The sequence below is a fragment of the Plebeiibacterium marinum genome, from assembly GCF_026013615.1.
GTDB classification, from domain to species: domain Bacteria; phylum Bacteroidota; class Bacteroidia; order Bacteroidales; family Marinilabiliaceae; genus Saccharicrinis; species Saccharicrinis marinus_A.
Map to the genome: position 1 here is coordinate 32,840 of NZ_JAPDPI010000034.1, position 22,620 is coordinate 55,459.

12 protein-coding genes are annotated in these 22,620 nt (G+C 41.0%); all 12 read right to left on the reverse strand.

Annotation, left to right across the window (positions count from 1 at the left end; all coding sequences use genetic code 11):
• Positions 1-9: 9 nt before the first annotated feature.
• Positions 10-2,619: a glycoside hydrolase family 31 protein gene (locus tag OM074_RS15140; protein WP_301200927.1), complete on the reverse strand. Its 2,610-nt coding sequence runs from the start codon at positions 2,617-2,619 to the stop codon at positions 10-12.
• Between the two features lie 116 nt (positions 2,620-2,735).
• Complete coding sequence (locus tag OM074_RS15145) at positions 2,736-4,133, reverse strand: glycoside hydrolase family 43 protein (RefSeq protein WP_301200929.1); 1,398 nt, start codon at positions 4,131-4,133, stop codon at positions 2,736-2,738.
• Positions 4,134-4,281: 148 nt separating this feature from the next.
• A complete protein-coding gene (locus OM074_RS15150; protein WP_301200931.1) occupies positions 4,282-5,406 on the reverse strand; it encodes a glycoside hydrolase family 43 protein in 1,125 nt (374 codons plus the stop codon).
• Positions 5,407-5,433: 27 nt separating this feature from the next.
• On the reverse strand, positions 5,434-8,013 hold the full coding sequence (locus tag OM074_RS15155) for a glycosyl hydrolase 115 family protein (RefSeq protein ID WP_301200933.1): 2,580 nt from the start codon (positions 8,011-8,013) through the stop codon (positions 5,434-5,436).
• Between the two features lie 24 nt (positions 8,014-8,037).
• The gene (locus OM074_RS15160) at positions 8,038-9,384 is read right to left on the reverse strand and encodes a glycoside hydrolase family 43 protein (protein ID WP_363320271.1); all 1,347 of its coding nucleotides are present in this window, start codon (positions 9,382-9,384) and stop codon (positions 8,038-8,040) included.
• Between the two features lie 51 nt (positions 9,385-9,435).
• Positions 9,436-11,250 (reverse strand): hypothetical protein, encoded by a 1,815-nt coding sequence (locus tag OM074_RS15165; protein WP_301200935.1) that lies wholly within the window; start codon positions 11,248-11,250, stop codon positions 9,436-9,438.
• A gap of 437 nt (positions 11,251-11,687) precedes the next feature.
• The gene (locus OM074_RS15170; protein ID WP_301200937.1) at positions 11,688-13,730 is read right to left on the reverse strand and encodes an NPCBM/NEW2 domain-containing protein; all 2,043 of its coding nucleotides are present in this window, start codon (positions 13,728-13,730) and stop codon (positions 11,688-11,690) included.
• Between the two features lie 265 nt (positions 13,731-13,995).
• A complete protein-coding gene (locus OM074_RS15175; RefSeq protein WP_301200939.1) occupies positions 13,996-15,537 on the reverse strand; it encodes a carboxylesterase/lipase family protein in 1,542 nt (513 codons plus the stop codon).
• 15 nt (positions 15,538-15,552) lie between these two features.
• Positions 15,553-16,710 (reverse strand): alpha/beta hydrolase-fold protein, encoded by a 1,158-nt coding sequence (locus OM074_RS15180; protein ID WP_301200940.1) that lies wholly within the window; start codon positions 16,708-16,710, stop codon positions 15,553-15,555.
• Between the two features lie 218 nt (positions 16,711-16,928).
• On the reverse strand, positions 16,929-19,547 hold the full coding sequence (xyl3A, locus tag OM074_RS15185; protein ID WP_301200942.1) for a xylan 1,4-beta-xylosidase: 2,619 nt from the start codon (positions 19,545-19,547) through the stop codon (positions 16,929-16,931).
• A gap of 82 nt (positions 19,548-19,629) precedes the next feature.
• Complete coding sequence (locus OM074_RS15190; RefSeq protein ID WP_301200944.1) at positions 19,630-21,555, reverse strand: glycoside hydrolase family 97 protein; 1,926 nt, start codon at positions 21,553-21,555, stop codon at positions 19,630-19,632.
• Positions 21,556-21,882: 327 nt separating this feature from the next.
• Positions 21,883-22,053 carry a hypothetical protein gene (locus tag OM074_RS15195; protein WP_301200946.1) on the reverse strand — a complete coding sequence of 57 codons (171 nt, stop codon included), beginning with the start codon at positions 22,051-22,053 and terminating at the stop codon, positions 21,883-21,885.
• Positions 22,054-22,620 lie beyond the last annotated feature (567 nt).

The following is a 22,620-nucleotide window of genomic DNA, read 5'->3' on the forward strand; positions in this document are numbered from 1 at the left end:
ATAAATAGATTAGAATTTAACCACTTGTTGGGTTCCATCATACATCACCTCTTTATCGGCTTGTGATACCTCGGTGCCAATTCCATTCTCCTCAGAAACGATAACTACTCTAAATTTGCGTTTATTAAGCATGCCCGGGTATTCGCCTTTTCGCTTGCCAACAATCAATTTTTGGATGGCATCGTCCCAATGAAATTGGATAGTTGAATAACTTCCGGATTCGTAATTGTAATGATCGCCTTCATCTTCGTACAGAGTAAAAGAGCCATCGGCACCTTTATAAATGCGAATCTCTAAATTATCGTATGGCTTTTCTGAAGCATATTGCACTTTAGGGCCTATTGGAACAACAGAACCGGCTTTAACAAACACAGGGATTTCATCCAATGGGACATCAACTGTAATTTGCTGTCCGCCATCGTATTGCTTGCCATTTTTAAAATGATACCAACTTGCAGATTTTGGCAAATATACTTCTCGGCTTGATGCCCCTGCTTCGGTTATTGGCGCTACTAAAAAGGATTTTCCGAACATGTATTCATATGGCTGGGCTACAGCTTGCGCATCGTCCCTGAAATCCATTACCAATGCCCTCATTATGGTAGATGCATTATTGGTTACCTGCCACGCTTCTGAATAAATATATGGCATTAACGCATAACGCAGGTTCAACATTTTGCGCATGTTTTCTTCAACCTCAGCTCCGTATTTCCAAGGCTCTGTTTCAGACTGGTAACCGTGCATACGGAATATTGGATTAAATACCCCCCACTGAAACCAACGTGTTAGCAGTTCTTGGAAATTTTTATCGGTGTATTGTGCACCTCCCGGGCGGAAGAAACCACCTATATCGGTTGTCCAATAAGGCATACCGGTTATCGTATAATTTAAACCAGCTACAATCTGACGTTTGTAGGTATCCCAAGTACCGCCAATATCGCCCGACCAATTGATGATGCCATACCGCTGCTGTCCAAGAAATGCAGAACGGGTTAGAATACAAACCCTCTTATCGGAAGTGGTTACCCGTTGCCCTTCGTACACGGCTTTGCTCACCATCAACGGATATGTCAATCGGTAAAAATCGCCGGGGCCGGCATATGTCATTTCGCCTGTTAAAGCATCATTTTCAGGCTCAACAGCATCCATCCACCACGAATCCACGCCATAATCGAACATGTTGTCTTTTAATGTATTCCAATATTCTTTTCTTGTTTCGGGGTTAAAATAATCCAACCATTTGGTACCTGCTATAAACCTCTCGTTTGCCACATACTCTTTGCCTATTTCAGAATTCTTATCGGGATTAGACCAGATGGAAATATTAAAATGGGCATTCAAATCGTGAAGCTCTTTGATAAACTTTGAAGGGTTTGGATAATTGGTTTCATCAAACTGAGGTACACCCCATCCCCTGCTTCCCCAATATTGCCAATCCTGCACGATTACATCCATTGGCAATTCTCTTTTTCGGAACTCTTTTACTGTTTCAACCAGATGCTTGCTTGAAACATAGCGTTCGCGACACTGCCAAAAGCCATAAGCCCATTTCGGGAACAATGGCGCATTGCCGGAAAGATTACGATAGGTGCCAACCACTTTATCAGCCTCGGGGCCATAAAACACCACATAATCCAACATTTTTGTATGAGGAGAACGAAATGTGGTACTATTTTCTTTAAGCTTCCAGCTCAACTGAGGATTATTATCGGATTTACACACCACCTCTACTTTGTGTTCGCCGGCTTTTAATGGCACAAGGGCACTAATAGTAGGCGGCAACCATATATTGCTTTGGCCGATACATGCCTCTCCGTCGATGACTACAAAATGACGGTTGCCCATATCACCTAAATCCAAAAACAGCGAATATTCTCCATCGGCAGGAACGGTGAATTTTCCTTTGTAGAGAGATTGGTTTTGCGATACTTTTTGAGTACCGGCAGTTGTGGTTACTTCGGCCAACTCTTCGTTTTCATTGTTTTGTTGTTGCTTTTCCAACGTAATGGCATTATCAGCCGGGTTAAAATCGGTTAATCCATATTGATGCCACATTAAACCATAACCTTTGCTTGAATAAATAAAAGGCAGGGCTAATTGCGAATTCTCCTGTGTTAAACGGCGGCTGATGCCTTTCAGGTTGTAATGGCCATCCTGAAATTGCCCCAACCCGAAAATAGACTCATCTTCGGGCGAGTCGAAACCCTGTTGGGCCATGTAACATTTTTCGCCCAAAACAGAATCAGGCAACAGCTTACGGGAACCTTGCTTCTCATTAAGAAAGATATTTCCTTCTGAATCGGCAAAAGAGAGGATGCCTGTCTTTTTGTTGACAATAACATGGATATTCTTTCCTTTCACCTCAATTTCCGACGATGTTTCAGAAACTTCGAAAGGAGGTGTTTCCACTTTATTGGTTAAAACCAGTTCTGGTAAACTGCCAAGCGAATCCTTCATATATTTTACCCGCACCGCATTATCGGCAATAGGATAAATGACTAATGTGCCTTCTTTAAGGGAAACTGCAATACCATCATCAAGTTGTTTATACTCAACAATTGCATTATTGCTACATGAAGCCAGTAGTATACTAAAGGCTATATAGATAAAGTATTTCATTCTAAAATTGCTTTCAAAGGATAAATGCCTATCGGGAGATAGGAAAGTTGCAAAATGAGTATGGCTCTATACAATTAGAACCATATTCATTACCCATAATTCGCTAATGATTCTAATTATTTACCAAACTCCCAGGCATCAAAATTGAACAGCTCACCGTCATTACCTTCAAATACAAAATATAAATCGTGAACGCCTTTAACCTTTTCCACTTTGGTAGTAAATGTTTTCCAGGTATCAGCACTTCCAGTATTTGCAATTTCGCATACACCAATTAACTGGCCATCTTTAGCACCTAAACGAATTTCAATCTTTCCTCCAGTTTTTGAAGCCGCTGTCGCTTCGAATTTTTTAGCACCTTTGGCAAAATCAACACTGCGCACTTTTATGTAATCGCCATTATTGATTTGTGATACATAAACACCACGTTTGCTATCTGAAGCCGTTTTTAATCCTTCGGACCAGGCAATAGTTTCTGCCTCGTTTCTTTTGAAAGGATTCAGGTTTTCCAAGCTTGTTTTTACCCCTTCGACTGTTGGAACAATTGATGGGATTGAACCGTCTGCATTATATACAAATTGTTCCACACAAGTTGAACGCCTAAAACCGCCACCATTTGGCAAGGCTTCGTTATGATAGAAGAAATAGGAGTTTCCTTTATAATCAATTATTCCGGAATGGTTGGTAAACGAAAGTTTTGGATAACGCTCCATTATTAAACCTTGGTATTTCCATGGCCCAGTTGGCGATATTGAAGTTGAATACCCAATACTTTCAGGAACCCCATTGGCGGCATAAATAAGGTAATAAAGGTTGTTGCGCTTATAAAACCAAGGGCCTTCAACATACTTGGTTCCAAGAGTGCCATCTTTCTTTACACTTTCGCCAAACGATTCAGCAGCCATTTCCACAGACACAACTCCATTGTCGCCAATGCTCTTGTCGTACGAAATCATATCTTCGTTCAATTTCACATACCAAACACTAGGGTTGCCCCAATATAGATAGGCCTGCCCATCGTCATCGATAAAAACAGTCGGATCAATATCTTGCCATAAATGATCACTATCAATTAGTTGCTTTCCCAAATGGTCGATAAAGGGCCCGTAAGGCGAATCGGCCACCAGAACACAAATACCTGTTCCGTGGATTGGAACATACAGGTAAAATTTACCATTGCGCTCGATACACTGAACAGCCCAAGCTCCATTTTTCTTATTTACCCATGGCAAGTCTTTTTCTAACGAAGCCACAGCGCCATGATCCGTCCAGTTAACCATATCCGTTGTTGAATAACACCGCCAATCGTACATGGTAAAGAAATTAGCCTTTGTGCTATCCTCATCGTGCGATGTATAAACAAAAACAGTATCGTTGTAAACCATTGGTGCCGGGTCGGCTGTAAAATAGGTTTGAACAATTGGGTTTTGCGCATAAGCAGAACCCGCAAAAAGTAAAACCATTAAGATTAATAATGAAGCTTTTCTATACATATTTGATTTTTTATATTTCATATTGTTACATTTTCTTTACTAAAACTAAATTTATAACTGCGAGTCATACAGGCTCTGCTAGGAGTCATTCGTCTAATACTTCAATTCGTTTGTAATCCGCTTACTAAAGCGGAATATATTTTAGAATTAAACTTATTTATTATGATTTCTAATATTCTATGACCTGTTCTGTCCATGTCGGTCCTTTAATATAGAACCTGCCATTTTCATAATAAACGGGTTCGTAGCCCATTTGCGGTGTCTTTTCCCAACCTCGAAGTTCAGAAAAATAGGGATAAGGGCGTTTTTCATAACCCATATAGTGACAGGAACTCCAGATATTACCATCGGGGCCAATGAACAAAGCATTATGACCAGTTTCACAATAAGGGTCTTCTGTATCCTGAAATTTTAAATGGTCATATCCTCCCTCAATTGCAAGTTCCGGGCGATATCCCTTTTTTCTTGTACCGAAAATTGGTTCGTCCGACTCTAATTCCCATGGGCCAAGCGGATTTTTTGACTTTAGCAGGCCAACTTCATATCCGCGTGTCCAAGTTGAAAAGAACATAAAATATGTCCCGTCTCTTTTTATCACAAAGGGGCCTTCGATGCCGCCAACCATCCATTCTGGCCAGCCAGGTTGTTTCTTATCCAGAAATTTTTCTGCAGGAGTTATGAGCTTACCAGCTTCCAAATCGATTTTTGCTTGAAACAAGCCATTGCCACTACAGTAAAAATACACCTGACCGTCTTCGTCTTCAAACAGAGTTGCATCGTTATTATACTGAGGAGTAAGCGGCCCGTTAACCAAATCGTAAGGGCCGGTAACTTCGTTTGATGAAAATAGCCAAACGCTGTGTGTGCTCATTCCTTTTGGGTCTTCTTTGGTAACTTTCCCACTGTTTACTGTAAGCCAATATTTCCCTTGAATGTAATGAATTTCAGGAGCCCAAAACCTACCATTGTAAGGACAATCTTCAGGCAATTTGCTGGCATCAATAAGCCATGAATGTTGTTTCCAATGAATGAGGTCATCGGAAACCAACAATCGAACACCCGGATTCGGACCAGTCCATACTGGGTTTGACGTTCCTGTACAATACCATTTGTCTCCAACTTTTATGATACAATGGTCGCGCATTGAAATAGCAGTATCCCTTGTGATGGGATTTGTATATCTGAACTCATGTGTTTTACCTTCTGTATTTTTTTCATTTCCGGACTGTTGGGCTAAACTGGTCATTGATATGCCCAAAAGGCCAACAAACAAGAGTGTTATTACTTTTCTCATTTCTGTTATTTTTTGAGTAATCTATTACTATCTGTTATAAGGGCTTTCCTGCATTTTTAAATATGTAGGTTCGTATCCTCCATTATCAACTACCACCTTATATATTACCATTCCCGGGTCCAAAGGACGAATGGTTAAATCATATATCCCATCTTTGTTTTCAGGGATTGAAAGGTAAGTTGATGATTCTATCATCCTGGCCGCAGCGGTAGGATACATTTTATTGTATTTGTTTTCCCAGTTTAGGTCGTGGTTAATATTCCAAATATTTTCTTTGCCACCTTTAAATGACGCAGCAATGTTATGCCCTCCCTTTTTAAAAGGCAGTGTACTGTCAAAGAAAATCCACACCTTAATACTATCTGATTGTGGGCTTATATTCATTTTATAGGTTATAGCTGCATTTTCAGTTTTCTCGGTGTAAGGCATTAAGGCAATCCCTGATAGTGTGCGCCCCAAACTTGGAATCACAGTCCATTTTGTGTTATTAGTATTATTGGCCTCAAAGAAATGTTCAGCTTCCATTACCACAACGTCGTTTTCTTCATTAAACACATAACCTCCTTGCTTTGCTTCATCAGGGGAGATGCGGGTAACCTTAGGCATAATATTACCTTCGCGAGGCTCATCCCACGAGGTATATCCAATATGGGTCTGGTCCATAATATGGTTCCATTTACCACCGAAAACATTCTGATTATAATCCTTTGTGAATTCAGCATCCAATGCAAAACATTTTTCTACTCGGTCAGCCCAATAATTGGCTTTAATATCTTTTTCGGAAGCTAATTTCTTGTTCATCGCCAATGAATAATACATATCATAAAGATTGGCCATCGCCCGCACAGGATGAAGCACCAATTGCATATAGGTATCCCTGTATTGTTCAGGAAGTTTATAATACTGACGCATAGCCCTTGCTTCGAGCGCCAGATAGGCATCTTTCACAAGAAGAAACTCGCCACTTTTAAGGTTGTAAGTTCTATCATCGAGCATCTCTGCTGAGATGCGGCTTGCATATTTACAATACAGGCTAAGAATTTCAGCAGCATCTTCTGCTTCCTTTTCTCCAAACTTATCCTTACAAAAACTTATGGCATAATCATGCAAATTATCCTGATTGTAGGCGGTAGGGTTCCATGCCATGTGAAGAAAGAAATCCATAGGATATTCATTTGGTTTTAAATCGCCCACGTTCAATATCCAAACCTTATCGACACCATAGCTATAAGTTAACTGCAGTTGTTCCCACATGTGTGGTATTTGGGTCATATTCAGCCATTGATAGGCTCTTGGCGCGCCATGCAAGTCGACATGGTAATAAATGCCATATCCACCGGGATGCGGCTTTTCTCCCAGTTCCGGTAGCCGACGAACATTACCCCAGTTATCATCACAAAAAAGAACGGTCATATCTTCAGGTATTTTAATTCCCTGGTCATAATAATCCAATACCTCGCTGTACAATGCCCAAATCTGAGGTGTTTCTTTAGCAGGTAAGCCGGTCACTTTTTCGATAATGGCACGTTGGTCAGAAAATATCTTTTCCAGTAACCTAAAATTCTCTTCTGCACTGCCGGCATCCGTCATTGGAATATCGCCATCGCCTCGCATAGCCATTGTGATTACCTGTTCGTAGTTTTTATTACGTTCCAAACCATCTTCCCAGAATGCTTTCAATCCTTCTTCATTTGTTCTGTAATTCCATTCACCGTTACCATACTCATTTCGGTGATTGCCCCATTCTTTCTGTGAACGCATCATGGGTTCGTGATGTGATGTTCCCATAACAATGCCATATTCATCAGCAAGGCGTGGATTCTCAGGGTCGTCCTCATTAAAAGCATTCCCCCACATGGCTGGCCAAAGGTAGTTTGCCCTTAAACGTAGCAGTAATTCGAACATATGAGTGTACATTTTGCTGTTTACACCACCAAATTTTTCTTTTGTCCATCCGGTGAAGCAGGGCGCTTCATCATTGATAAAAATACCACGGTATTTTACTTTTGGTTCGCCTGAAGCATAACGACCTGACTTGATATAAGCCGATTTGCGTTTTTTGGCCGGAACATCAGCCCACCAATACCACGGCGATACGCCCAATTGCCTTGATAATTCATATATCCCGTAAATCGTTCCCCGCTTATCGCTCCCAACTATTACAAGACTGTTTTTGTTTTTTTTATTAGGATTCGGGATGGTGGTAATAACAAAACTTTCCCATTTGCCTTCAAGGTCTTTTACATTCAGTTTTTTTGAAGAAACCAGTTTGTCAATTTGCTTGTTTTTACCCAGCGTACCAATGATAATTTCATATTCAGAAGTTTTGTTTTCTGGAACAAGCAATGGTCTTTTACCGGTAACACTGTCAATGTCGTTCTGCAAATCGCGTATAGCACGTATTACTCCAGGGAAATCGGAATTATCGTAGTTGATTTCCGCAGCAGTTCCACTCATAGAAACAACAGGAAAGTCATTATTTGTTAAAGGCTTTTCAATAACAAAATCCAGTTCGAATGGATTATAGGTTTGAACAATTGTTTTTTGAGCCGTTACCAAATTGATTACTAACACCAAAAACAATAATAATAAAATTTGCTTTTTCATAATTATGCTTAAAAAATTAACTTATTATTTACCATTCAACTTCCACCAATCAAAGTTGAACAAATCCTTTTCCCCTTTAAAAACAAAATACAAATCATGAACACCTTTGATGTTTTTTACAGTTGCTGTGGCTGTTTTATAGATATCTCCTTCAGCCGAAGCTGTTATATCTACCAGCCCCAAAATAGGCCCATCAATTTTATCGGCATGAATTTCGATTTTACCGCCATACAATGCAGCCACACATACTTGAACGGATGAAATTCCTTTAGAAAAATCAACTCCCTGCACTTTAATATAATCGCCATTATGGATTGAAGTAACCACCACGCGTTCGGCCATCTTCTTGCCCCTATTCCAGGAAACATTTCGTTCCCACTCAATAACCTTTTTCGTATTAAGCCCTTCACTAAAAGCCATGGTTTCGGCTTCGTTCTTAATGTATGGATTTAACACGCCAATTTGAGTGTTTTTAGTTTCACCCCACCATGGTAGTTTTATTATTTCACCGTCTTTATCGTAAACAATTTTAGTAACACAAATCGAACGACGTTCGTAATGCTTCGACATTGTTTGTTTCAATATGTCATAATTGAAGCCAAAAACATAAGAGTTTCCTTTATAATCGATTATTCCGGGATGGTTGCCACTTGAGCGCTGATCACCTTCCATAATCATACCTTTAAATACCCAAGGCCCAGTGGGACTATTGCTCATAGCATAACCAATACCTTCGGGGCAACAGGCTGATGCATAAGCCATATAATATTTTCCGTTACGTTTCCAAGCCCATGGCCCCTCCTGATAATGGAAAACATCTTTTTCGCCCTTCACTTTTACAAAATCGGCCATTCTTGTAGGTTCGCCTTCAACAGTAATCATATCTTCATTTAACTTAACATACCATAACTCCGGATTTCCCCAATATAGGTAAGCCTGCCCATCATCATCTATAAAAACAGAAGGGTCAATATCCTGAGGCCCGTTTTTTATCAAGGCTTTTCCAATAGGATCGGTAAATGGCCCATATGGACTATCGGCAACCAACACCCCAATTCCAATACCGTTCGGCATGGGGCAATAGAAATAAAACTGACCGTTTCGTTCAATACATTGCGGTGCCCATGCTCCATTGTCATATGGCACCCATTTAAAATCCTTTAACGAAGCAACAACACCATGGTCTGTCCAATTAACCATATCTGTTGAAATATACAGCAACCAATCCTGCATTTTAAAACCTAAAGCATCATCTTCATCGTGCGATGTATAAAGAAAAACGGTATCGTTGTAAACCATTGGTGCAGGATCTGCCGTGTATTTAGTCTGAATAATTGGATTTTGCGCGTGTACCTGGGAATTAACTCCCAAGCACAGCGCTATTATTAATAGTGAAATAATTCAGTTCATAATTTGGATTTGTTATTCTGCAGAAATCGCCACTTTAAAAGTTTTCACAACCCCATTGTAATCGCATTTCACCGTTGCAATTCCAGGGAGCGCTTCTGGTTGCGAAATAGCCACCTTCACCGCTTTGTTGCTGGCAGTTGCAGTCACAACAGGTTTTTGAGTTGTTCCTGAAGGAAGTTTGACTTTTGCTTCATACAAATCGTAACCTACAATACCGTTTTGGTTGGTTGAACGAACAGGCGTTGCAGGCATTTCGATGGCCTTTCCGTCAACAAAAATGGTAACAGTTGGCGCTACGTGGCGTTCGATTGCTTTTTTGGCTGAGCTGAAACCCAATCCCATGAAATCGAACAACGCTTCTTGGCCGGCACCTTCGGCTACCAGGAAAATAGCGTGTTTCTTGTCCAAGCCGTCAACAAATTTGGCTACGTCGATAGTGAATTTGGTAATTTCTTGTTTTGAATTAGCAGGAACCACAATTTCGCCAATTTTCTTTCCTTGCCATGCGGCATTGTCCCATGGGCCATCTAACCAAACGTTCACCTTGAAACTTTTAGACGTTTTGGGTGCAATAAAAAGGTTGAATGCTGTTTTGTTGCCTTTTTTAGTGCCTTCAAACGCTTTCAGCCCCTTAGTGTCTTTTTTAAGCCCACCAAAACCAAAATATTTGAACCCAACAATGGTTCCGTTTTTCATATTGGTAATAGGCATGTGGTTGTCCCAAATGTCCCACGAATCTTGCTGCAAGCTTACATCCGAAAGGTAACAAGCGTAACCAGCTGAATAATATTGATAAGGATCGAGGCCATATAAATTGAAACCTTCAGATGTCACTTCAGCTCCTTTGTATTCAATACCTTGATTATCTTTTAATACCCAAATTTCATCTTTCGCGTATGGATCGTACCCCCTAATTACAGCTGTTCCACCTTGGGCAACAGGTTTTTCGTCCCACTGAATGGTGATAGGCTCTACCACTGCCTGACGTGCAAAACCGAAGTTTCGTGGTGGGCGGTGATAGAAAACATACCACTGTCCATTGATTTGTTCAATACTACCATGCGTATTGTGGCCACCGTTGGCTGTCACAATCTTTGAACCATCCTGATTCAATACAGGGCCGCGAGAATCAACCAACACACCTCCGCTTTTCCAAGGCCCTAATGGAGAATCAGCTACAGCATAACGTAAAGTAGAGTTAGAACTGCCTACGCCGTATTCAGGGCCTGAATAACCACTAAAAACTGTGATGAATTTGTTGCCAACCTTGCGGATAGATGAAGCTTCGAAAAAGTTAAACGTACCTAAATCCTGATCGGCATATACGTTAGGATATTCCGTTCCCTTAGGATCTTTGATAACGCCATAGCGTGCACTGGCAGGGATCATAAAGTTAACAACCTCGGTGCCCGGGCGTAAAGAATACATCGTTTTTTGATCCAGTTGTGCTGCATTGGAGCGTTGAAAGCCCCAAAAACCATAAGCACGGAAACCGATTTCGAAATCGGGATCGTTGGGGTCGGTTACATATTCAATAAAAACAGCAGGGTCGAAACCTAAAATACTGCCGGGTACTGTACGCGTTCCTTCTTCGTTCAGGTTAATTGGGGTAAAAGGGCCGTCGGGACGAGAACCTTTGCAAACCATGGCTTCGCGGCCACGGCCACGGCTATGCGGAAACAGGTAATAATCCTTGGTGCCATCTTTGCGTTTCACCTCAACCAAGTCAGGGGCATACATCACATCCCATTGGCCTTCGATATTGTAAGTAAAAATTGGGCCTTCGTCGCGCCATTCGTTCAGGTTTTCAACGGGTGCCGACCACATCCGAATGTCAGGGCCACAATAGCTGTTCATCCTTAAATCATGCGACCCAATAATATAAGCACGAAATTTTCCCGGGTTGTCGGGATCTTCAAATACGCGTGGTTCGCCATCGGGCAAGTGTTCCCACAACGGCAAATAGGGATTCCCTGCAGCACGGTGCACAAATTGAGCGTCCGATTGAGCACTCTTTTGCTCAGCCCCATTGCCGTTAGCGTTTGCAGCAAAGGGCAACGCCAAAGAAAAGGCGGACAATAATACCAAGTACTTTTTCTTCAATTCAAACTTTAATTTCTTCATGTTGTATATTTATTTTGATTTTCATTTAAAACTTAGTATTTGCATAAAGTACACTCACCTGATTTCAAAAGACGATAGTGTATTTCGACGCTCAAAACCTTGTAAGGCATGTTGTGCTTTATACGGGCAGTTGAAAATGCCTATTGGCGGTTGCTGAATTTGTAAAACAACACCCCGTGTGCAGGCACTTTTATTGCCAGCTTTTCGGAACCAGCATCCAAATTGGCAATATCTTTCTGGCGCCAAAGGTCACGTACGGTAACATCTCCTTTTATGCCTAGTTTTTCGAAATCGCTGTAATCCATATCCACTATCTCGATGCCGAAGTTACAGAAGCCAACCGCACGGCTACCATCTTCAAGTTCTTTCACATAAATTTTCAAATCTCCGATAGTTTGAAGACAGGTACCTTGTTTGCCAAGCGGGTCTTGATTTACATCAATCACCTCATCGTTGGTAAGCAGGTTCAAGGTGAAATCATCCAGTTTCTCCATGTCGCAACCAATCAATAGAGGGGCCGCAAAAAGGCTCCACAAACTAATGTGCAAATATTGCTCGTCGGGCTTCAACTTACTTGGGTGTGTATTTCCCCAACCAACATGGCCAACAACCAACATATCAGGGTCGTTCCAGTTACCAGGCTTAGCATAAGGAGCCGATTTATCCTGGTCCAGTGCAATATTCTTTACACTTACCCAAGTATCGGTAATATCGTTGGTGGTACGCCAGCAATTGCCACCTACTGAACCACCCCATTTCCAAACGTCGGACATACCGTATTGACATACGCTATAAACAATATCACGAGATTGCTTGCGAATGTAATCGCCCATCAATTTAAAGGGTGCCATGGCTGTTTCCAATTCCCCGCCACCGTTGTATGAAAGCGATGACACTTTATAAGGGTCATTATCAGGCAAACCATCAATTACGTTTCCATAACTACACCAATCGTATTTAAGGTAATCGAAGCCCCACTCAGCATAAGTTTCTGCATCCAACTCTTCGAAACCATAACTGCCGGCACATCCACCACACGACCATGGGCCAGGGCTGGAATAAAGGCCTATTTTCAAGCCAAGCCCATGCACATAATCGGCAAGGCCTTTCATATCTTCGAATCGTTTATTGGGTACGATTTTTCCATTAGCATCCCTTAATTCCCCTCTTAAAGAACCGTCTTCTGAATCGCGGTGGTTATTCCAAAAATCATCAATATTTATGTATGTCCAGCCATGGTTAATCAGTCCACTTTTTACCATAGCATCGGCAGCACTTTTAACTTTTTCGGCAGAAACCTCGTGGGCAAAACAGTTCCAACTGTTCCAGCCCATAGGCGGGGTAAGGGCAATTTCGTCTCCACAAACAATACGAAAATTACGCTCGGCTGTGCCAATAGCGTTTTCGGCCTTTAAAACAACTTCATAAGTCCCTTTTTTAGACAGTTTGCCTGTAATAATGCCAGTTTGGGAGTTTAACGCTAAGCCCTTTGGTAAACCTTCAGCCGAAAATTCCATTGGCCTGTCTCCGGTTGCCGTAACCATGAATTGAAACGGCGAGCCAGGGCGTACACCAAAAACCTTTGCCCCAGTGATTCGTGGTTCTGCAGATGGTTTTGGCGTTAGAATATAAGGTTCGCTTGCAATTGGGTTAAAGGTTTCTAATGTAGTTACACCGGCCACCTCAAATTTAGCATCGGCCCAGTTGGCATGGTCGTAGTAATTGCCATTGCCTCCATCGGCCACTACCAGTTCTACTTTTTTAATGCCGGCTAATGCAACAGAACAATCTTTGGCAGAATCACCTATATGCATCACTCCACTGGACCAAAGTTTCTGTCCATCGCCATATACTTCAAATTCAACGGCAGGTTCGTGGCCTTTCATCTCATCATCAAGCCCAACTTTTGCAGTGAATGAAGTTGCTTTTCCTTCAGTTAAAACCAGCAACGAACTAAACGCATGAGTTGCAAAACCTCTTTCAAATGTTTGCCCGGCAATAGTCATGGTGTTGCCATCTAATGATTTGTTTTTAACTGGTATGCCGTACCCTTGAGTTACAGTACTCAAATCCAATTCATCGAGCCAAACGGTATTCTTCGACTCATTTAGTAAGCCACAGGATGTAGCCAATAGTATTAATCCGATGATACCTGTTACAGAAAATAATTTCAATGTATTCATTTGTTTATTTAAATTTAATCTCCAGTATACCTTAAAATAAAGAAAGCCTTTGCACTGTTACTTACAACTAAAGCAACAAGCACAAAGGCTAAATTATATACTTAAGCACTAAGCTTATTTCACTATAAGATAATTCATTGTTAATATCAGACATAAATGCATAATATCAACAATTTTACTTTCTAAGAATTAATAAAACTAGTCAATTATACTCGGCATTATACCAAAGCCAATAAAGCTCATCTTAACATAAAAATGGTAAAAATTATTTAGCCCATTCTTTTCCTTCAACTGTCCTTCGCCAGCTAAAATACCCATCAAGCACTTTTAATGACGCTTCGCTTGGCACAGGGCCTACATGAGGCTTTTGCTGCAAATACATGACCTCCGGCGTATCATCGCTAAAAGCAGACCACTCAGGAATACCTTCCCCATTCGGATTGCCATATTTTGCAAAATTTGTCCAATAGCTCCCCATAGCTTCAGATATTTCAAGATCTGACTTTGATGAATTATTAGGATCCAAATGCTGAAAAACGTAAGCAACATCTTGCCCGTGAGGTGAACCCTCAGAGTTTTCAGCATGCTGGTCGAAATAGTAATAGTACACATTTGATTTGCCTGTTTGAGATTGAAGCCTTGCCCAAATCCATGTTTGCCAACCAAAAGCAGCATCGCGCATTAAGTCCCGCGCGGTTTTAGGCACACTATTTTCCTCAAGCGGATATGCTTCTAATAGGGCATCGGCATACCTTCCGAAACGATGTTTAACGCTATTTTTTACATTCTCCGGATTTTTTTCCCACATAAAGCTTGCGCCTTCGTCGGAATTATAACCTATTAGGACAGGTACATCATTGTACTGGCCTTTCTCATAAAGTTTATATTGATCGTCAGGGATAACCACACCATCAACAACAGGCCAGCCTCCAGGCATTGTCCATCCGGCAGGGATAAACTTTTCGCCCTCCATTTTGCGCAAATCGGCAATAGAAGATCCTCCGTGTTGCTTCACATATTCAATTCCGTCAGCTTCAGCATCCTTTAAAGTTTTCATATTTTCGCCAGGATAAGTAGTTGGCCGCGATGGGCCAAACGAACCCCCACTCTGAGAAATAGCACCATGAAAAAGCCCTTTTGCCAACGGCGATGCACACAACATGCTTACTGAAATGCCACCGGCTGATTCTCCAAAAATGGTTACTTTATCAGGGTCGCCTCCAAATTGTGCAATATTTTTTTGCACCCATTTCAATCCGGCAATCTGATCTAACAAACCATAGTTTCCTGAAACACCATCAGGGCTTTCGGCACTCAATTCAGGATGCGCCAAAAATCCAAGCTGTCCTACGCGATAAGCAATACTTACCAACACAACTCCTTTATTAGCCAAGGCTTGCCCATCGTAAACAGGTTCAGAAGTACTTCCAAAACTGAAGCCTCCACCATAAATCCATACCAACACCGGCACTTTTTCATCGGCAGATTTTGCAGGTGTCCAAACATTCAGGTACAAACAATCTTCGCTTTTTCCTGATGGCGGATTACCTCCCTGCATTGGGCCCGGGGCATATTCGGTTGCCTGTTTTACCCCCTCCCACTTTTCGGCAGGCTGCGGGGCTTTCCAACGCAATTCTCCAACAGGAGGCTTAGCAAATGGAATACCTTTGAAAATGGTTAAATCGTCTGTAACAACACCTTGTAAAATACCCTCTTCAACCTTTACTTGCCCTGGTTCTAAAGAAGGCTTGCAAGATGTAGCCATTACCATTGCAAATATGCTTGCTAAAAATGTTAGTTTTCTCATGAATCTATAATTTTATTATCTAAATAATTTTGGAGCCAATTCCCTTAAACTACGGCGCCATGTTAAAAATTCGTGGCCTGTATTCTCCGAAACATATGAAAAAGCATTTAATCCGGCCTCGTTTAACGCTTTTACTGAAGATTCAACCCTTTCAGGATTCTCGCGGCTACCACAACTTTGGAAAATAAGTTTCACCGTTGATTTATCTTTTATATCCTCAGGCGAATATACACCGCCACTTAAAAGTGCATAATACGAAAACACATCAGGCTTGTTTAGGGTAATTAACCTTGTTTCGAAACCGCCCATCGACAAGCCTGCCATTGCACGGTTATCTGAACCTTTAAGCGTGAGGAAGTTTTCTTCGACATATGGGATTAATTCATCAACCAATACTGTCTGAAACGGAGTAATGTCGAATGATTTTAACCCTCCAAATTTTGTTTCGTTGGTCATTCCGTAAGTCATCACAATAATGAACAGCTTAGCTTTTCCTTCAGCAATAAGGTTGTCCATGATAAGGTTAGCACGCCCTTGATTTGACCATGCAGTTTCATCCTCGCCCCATCCATGCTGAAGGTATAAAACCGGATATTTTACAGAAGAGTTTTTACCGTACCCGGGAGGTGTATATACAAATGCCCTTCGGATTGAATCTGTACTCTCTGAAGGAAATAGAATTTGCTCTACTTTACCGTGAGGCACATCTTTTAATGCATAGAAATCACGGTCATGGGCAGGTATTTCGATACCGCTTTCCCAACGAAGTGAACCAAAGTAATTCATGGCACCCGGATCGTTAAAAATACCGCCATCAATAGTTAAATGATAATAATGAAAACCCTCGTCCATTGGGCCTTCGGTAGTCCCCATCCAAGTGCCGTCTTCCACTTTTTTAAGAATGGTGCCGCCCCTTCCGCCAAGGCCTAAGCTAACGCGGACACTGTCTGCATCTGGCGCCTCTATTTTAAAACGGGCATATCCTTGCGAATTGACCATTGGATATTGTTTTCCCGGCTGGTTCAACACCGAAGGCTTAAAATCTTCGATAATATTAGCAGGCTCAGTTGACTCTGCTTGCTCAGAAGATGCTGTTGGAGCTGTTGGGGAAACACAACTACTTACTGCAATAGACAATATAACAGCAAAGTTTAATAAATGCTTTTTTTTCATATGATTATAATTTCTTCAATTTACCATATGGAACTCACCAATTTAGTCATTCTACAGTGTGAGAATTATTTGCTCATGGCTCGTTACATACCGGGTTTAATTGATTTTGGTTAATATTATAAAGATTGGTTGACTGGCTTTAACAAGAAACACTACCAGTGCCCCAAAGCCTTGGTAGTGCAATTTTTCTTGATAATGCCAATACTAATCCTAATTGATTAGTTAATGGTAATTTTTACTGCTTTTAAATCCTTTTCATCCGAACTATTTCCGTAGAATATTTCATATTCGCCTGGAGTTACAGCCATTTTTCGTTGCCCCCAATCGTAAAACTCAAATGATGATGCAGGTAATTTAATCACTGATTTTTGACTTTTCCCGGGCTTAATGGTTAACCGCTCATATCCTCTTAAGGTTTTTAACGGCCCATCAATGTCATTAACCTTGCGCACATATACTTGAACAACTTCTGTTCCTGCATGTTTTCCTGAGTTTGTAACAGGAACCGTTAATTTAACAGTTTCGTTAGCCGCAATTTTTGTTTTGCTTAAAGAAGCTTTTCCAATTTCGAATTTGGTGTAGCTCAATCCATATCCAAATGGGAAAAGTACATCGGTTGTGTAACGGTAAGTACGCCCCTTCATTGAGTAATCTTCGAAATCGCCCAACTTCTCTGAATCTTTGTAAAAACTTACAGGCAGTTTTCCTGATGGATTGTAGTCGCCAAATAACACATCAGCCACAGCTTGCCCGCCGGATTCACCGCCATACCAGGCTTGTAGAATAGCATCGCAACTTTCGGTTTCAGGTGCAAAACCAATAGCCGAACCGGAGCAGTTTACAAAAACCACTTTTTTACCGGCAGCTTTTAATGCCTTTAAACAGATGCGCTGTACCGATGGCAATTCAATATTGGTGCGGTCGCCTCCTTTAAATCCGGGATAGTTAACCGGCATCTCTTCTCCTTCTAACAAAGTAGATAAACCACCAACAAACACCACCACATCAACACCTTTCAACTTATTAATCAGGTTGGTATAATCTACATCCACCTCTTTTCCGAAGTTAAATTCAATGTTGGCCTGCCAGTTATTTTTCTGGGCATATAAAATTTCAATTTTGTATTTCGTTCCAGCTTCTACTTTAAATGGAATTCGAGATGGGATTGTCCTCCAATTATTGTATTGCGCCAATGACTCTCCATTCACAATCAATTCAAAATATCCAGTTGCTCCTCCTTTAAATACAATTTCCTGGCTTTCTTCTGGCGTATATTCGGTTTCGTACTTGGCCGAAAACCCTTCCAGCTTAACACCAGATGCAAATTCGTGCTGCCCGGCAGTGGTTAATTTCATTGGATTTTCAATGCGCGTTACAGTAACAACATCGCCACTCCTATCGGGTGTATTCCAATAAGTGGCTTTAAACCCTTTTTTGCCTTCGAAAGAACATTTGCCAAAATATGATTGGGTAATTTTATCTTCAACCAAATCACAGGCTTTGTCATAAACAATACTGTTTTCTGAGATTTTTGTTTTTATGCCATCTAAAATGGTAATGGTACGAACAGGCGTGCCGTTATAATTCCCCCAAAGCATTGGCTCGTCATCGGCATTTGGCCCGATAACAGCAATTTTTTCGGCCGATTTTGACAAAGGCAACACATTGTTTTTATTCTGAAGCAAAGTCATTGACTGTTGCGCCATTTCCAAAGCAATCTGGCGGTGCTTGTCATTATTTAAAATTGAAGGCGAAATTTTAGACCAAGGTACAATGGCATCATCATCCATCTCTCCTAAATCAAAACGGCCAATTAAAACACGCAATAAACTGGTATTGATATCGTCCTCTTTAATCAAGCCACGCTCTACAGCTTCGGGCAGATTTTTGAACGGGTAATTCTCCCAAACACACTCCACATCTGTTCCGGCAAGAACAGCTTTTGCAGAAGCATGGACTGCATCGGAAGACACCTTATGGGTAGTAAAGAAGTCGGTAACAGCACCACAATCAGAGACTACTAAATATTTATATCCCCACTCATCGCGAAGGATTCGTTGCAACAAACGGGTGTTTCCACAACAAGGCTCATCGTCTAAACGTTGGTAAGCACACATCACCTGGCGCACATCGGACTCCTGAACCAAAGCCTTGAATGTTGGCAAATAGGTTTCGTAAAGTTCCCTTGGATCTACATTATTCAGGTTCAGCTCATGGCGGCTCCACTCCGGCCCTGAATGTACTGCGTAGTGTTTTGCGCAAGCTAACAACTTACGGTACTTGGCATCATCTGGCCCTTGTAAACCCTTTACTACTGCAACACCCATCTTTGAAGTCAGGTAAGGATCTTCTCCATAAGTCTCTTGTCCCCTTCCCCACCTTGGGTCACGGAATATATTCACATTAGGAGTCCAAACCGAAAGGCTTAAGAAACGCTTGTTCTCTTCGCCTTTTTGACGCGCTTCGTTGTATTTGGCACGCGCTTCATCAGAAACTGCATTAAATATGTCATATACCAACAATTCGTTAAAAGAAGCAGCCATACCCACCGGTTCCGGGAATACCGTTACATTATCGGTATTGGCATAGCCATGCAGAGCTTCGCTCCACCAGTTAAAACGCATTATACCAAAACGGGGAATTGGGTCGGACTGGTCGCACATTAACGCAGCTTTTTCTTCCAAGGTCAGCCTTGAAATTAAATCTTTTGCCCTCTCCTCAGAACTTAGTTCCGAATTTTGAAAAGGATATTTCTGCGCACATATATTAATTGTGAGCAAAAGCATGGCAGATATACTCAGCCATTTTCGTAAGTTTGATAGAGGTTTCGTTTTCATTGAATTTATTTTTTTCACCAAGTTGAGATTGGATTTCATGCAATTCTTTAAGTTGATTCAATATTGATATTAACTCCTGATTCTAATTATTTAGTGGCGTTAATTCAGCAGCAAAACCACCACGGCGCAACATTTTCACATCAATGGTACTTGTATTATCCACCACCAGATGTTTTACAGAGAAGGTTTTATCATGAATGCCATCGCTGATTAATGTCAGTTTATATTTTACATTTTCAGATAAGAAACTGAAATTCAGCTTTTGCGTTTTTTCTTTCTGTATCCCCGAAATTCCACCAATGTACCAATTGGCTCCTTTTTGGCGCGCCATAACAGTAAATTCTCCCGGATAACCATCCAATAGTTTTGTATCATCCCAGGTATTTGGCACGGTTTTCAAAAAGCTTTTAGCAGCATCGGGCAATTCGTAATATCCTTCGGGACGGTCGGCCATGTGCTGCATCGCAGATTCAAACAAAACACTTAATGCCAATTCGTGACCATAAGAAGTAATGTGAGGATATTGTGAGTTGGTAAACGTTACCGGCGTATAATCCATTGCCCCTACTACATTGCGGGTAAATGGCAAGGTTGCATTATGTTCTGGTGCTGTTGTTGTTAACTCAGGGCTGTTATTGTACCATTCTGCCCCTCTTACCCCTTCGTAAGTCATTAAATGCGGATAGGTTCTTTGCCAGCCACGAGGCACCAAGCAGCCATGAAAGTAAACCATTATCTCGAATTTTGCTGCATCTTCCAAAATATCGAGGTAATAATTAATCATGTCTTGTTTTTCGCTTTCAAAAAAGTCGACCTTCACACCTACAATGCCTAATTTCTTTAACTTGGCAAACTCTTCCATACGATTCTCGTGAGTTAACATTCGGTCTTTTGGTGTAGCGCCAACCCAGGTATGCTCACCTCCCGAATTGTACCATATCAATGGTTTAACTCCTAACGAATGGATATATCTTAAGGCATCTTCCAGATTACCACCATTAGTCATGGCATCCCACTCCCAATCCAAAAGCGTATAATCCCATCCCATCGAAGCTGCTAAATCGGCAAATTTGCATACTGTTTTATAATCCTTTGTACCATGATTATCTGACCAATAGTTCCATGATGCAACACCTGGCTTAATCCACTCGGTATCAACAATCACCGAAGGGGCAGATACGTCATTTACCAAAGTAGATTCCACAATATCCGCAAGGCTACCCATTACAATTACCCTCCAAGGCGATTTCCAAGGAAGTGTTACAGTTGGTTGTACTTCGCCAGTACCCCTGCCATTCCATTCATCCGGGAAAGTTATTTTATATTTCGTTTTGTCTCCGTAATTCGTTAATTTTGAACCACAAAAATTACGGTTAACATCGGCTTCGTGAATTAAAAACCAGCAAGAGGTATCGGGTGTGCTAAAAAGTGCAGGATAAGCCCAATCTTTCTGTTCCGTGCCATCGGCCATTTTTGCATAAAGCCCTTCGTTAGCCGGGTTGAATTTTTGTAGCCAACGCATGGTACTGTCTGGAATAGTATAAGCTGTTAGCTCATCCGTTACTTTATACGCTACATTTTTGCCAGGGAATTCATAACAAAAAGCAACGCCATCGTTATAAGCCCTGATTATAAGGTTTACTTTTGCTTTTCCCGAATTTTCGAAAAAGGCTACTACCTCATTGCCGGAATTGCTACAATCTGTTTTCTTCCCGTGCAGCATGGTGTAATTTTCCTGTATTGATTTTGATTTTCCGGCTTTTAAGAATTTAAGCCCTTTTGAGAAATCGGCCTCAGAACAAACAAGGCCTAAATCTATCTGAGGAATAACTTCGGTTTGTTTACCACCGTTTTTGTAATTGACTTTTAAATACCAATTGCCACTTTGTTGATTAAAAAGTTGAACATTCACCTTTCTGTTAGGAGATATAATAGAAACAGTTTGAGAATTGACAAAAGATATCGAGATTATAAAAATTAAAGTTATAGAACCAATTCTTTTTTTCATATAAAAATATATAACATTACTTAATACCGAAAACAAGCTGATTTATAATACTTAAATCTTGCCTTTAAAAACAACTAAAATATTTAATTTTAACCTACCCATTTATCGATTTTAGATATATGAATTATGAAATTGGATAAAAACCCAAATAAGATTAAATTCTAAACACTTATTTGGATTTTAATAAACCTTAATGATTAAAAATCTCTTCTAAATAAATCACATTCTTATCATATATAAAACAATAGGCTTTGTTGCGTTCATTAAGTTAGATACTTTTAAAGTAACCGTCTCCGCATAGCCCTCCCCCCCCCAAAAAATGTCCCATCAAATTCCCAACACCTCAAAAGTGGCAAACAAGCCTTTCACCCACCCACGTGCGGTATTTGTTCGAACCTCGTTCTTAAACGTATTCCTTTCCTTAAACTTCAACCAACATCCATTTTCAAATAACCATTGACCAATGAAGCCACAAAAACCTCCCTCTGCCTGTAACATTTGCCATTTTCAATTTACATTACGCTTAGTCAATGGCAAACCTTACTTTTACCCACAAGCCTATGTTTGCCACTTCCCTACCCTTCTGGTGCTGTTATTGTCATACCTTTTGCCCTTACACACATTCGGTATTTAAGTCATTCCGCTGTTCATACTTCACAACTAAAAATGCCCTAAAAACCGAGCCCCAAGTAAACTTGGCGCGCCACTTAGCATTTGCTTAAAACTGTTTTTCTTTTATTATAAATCTCGGATTCACTATTGTCAAATGACCAATCCACTATTAACTAATTGCGCAAAAGCTGATCCCTGGCAAAAGCAACGCCAAAAACAGCACCCCAAAGCTGCAATAACATAATGCGTCCCTATATAACTTGCCTATCTTCATTTGTGTAAACCTGGTATATCCGGCAGTCCTATAGCGGCATTATGTTATCGAGCCCCACGGCCCGAGCTCCCCGACCCACGCCACCACACACAAACAGCCCATTAAAAAATCACACTACCTGTCCCGCAAACCCAGCGGGAAGCCTTACCCTCTTGCTGCCTACGCTAAAGCTCCTGCAG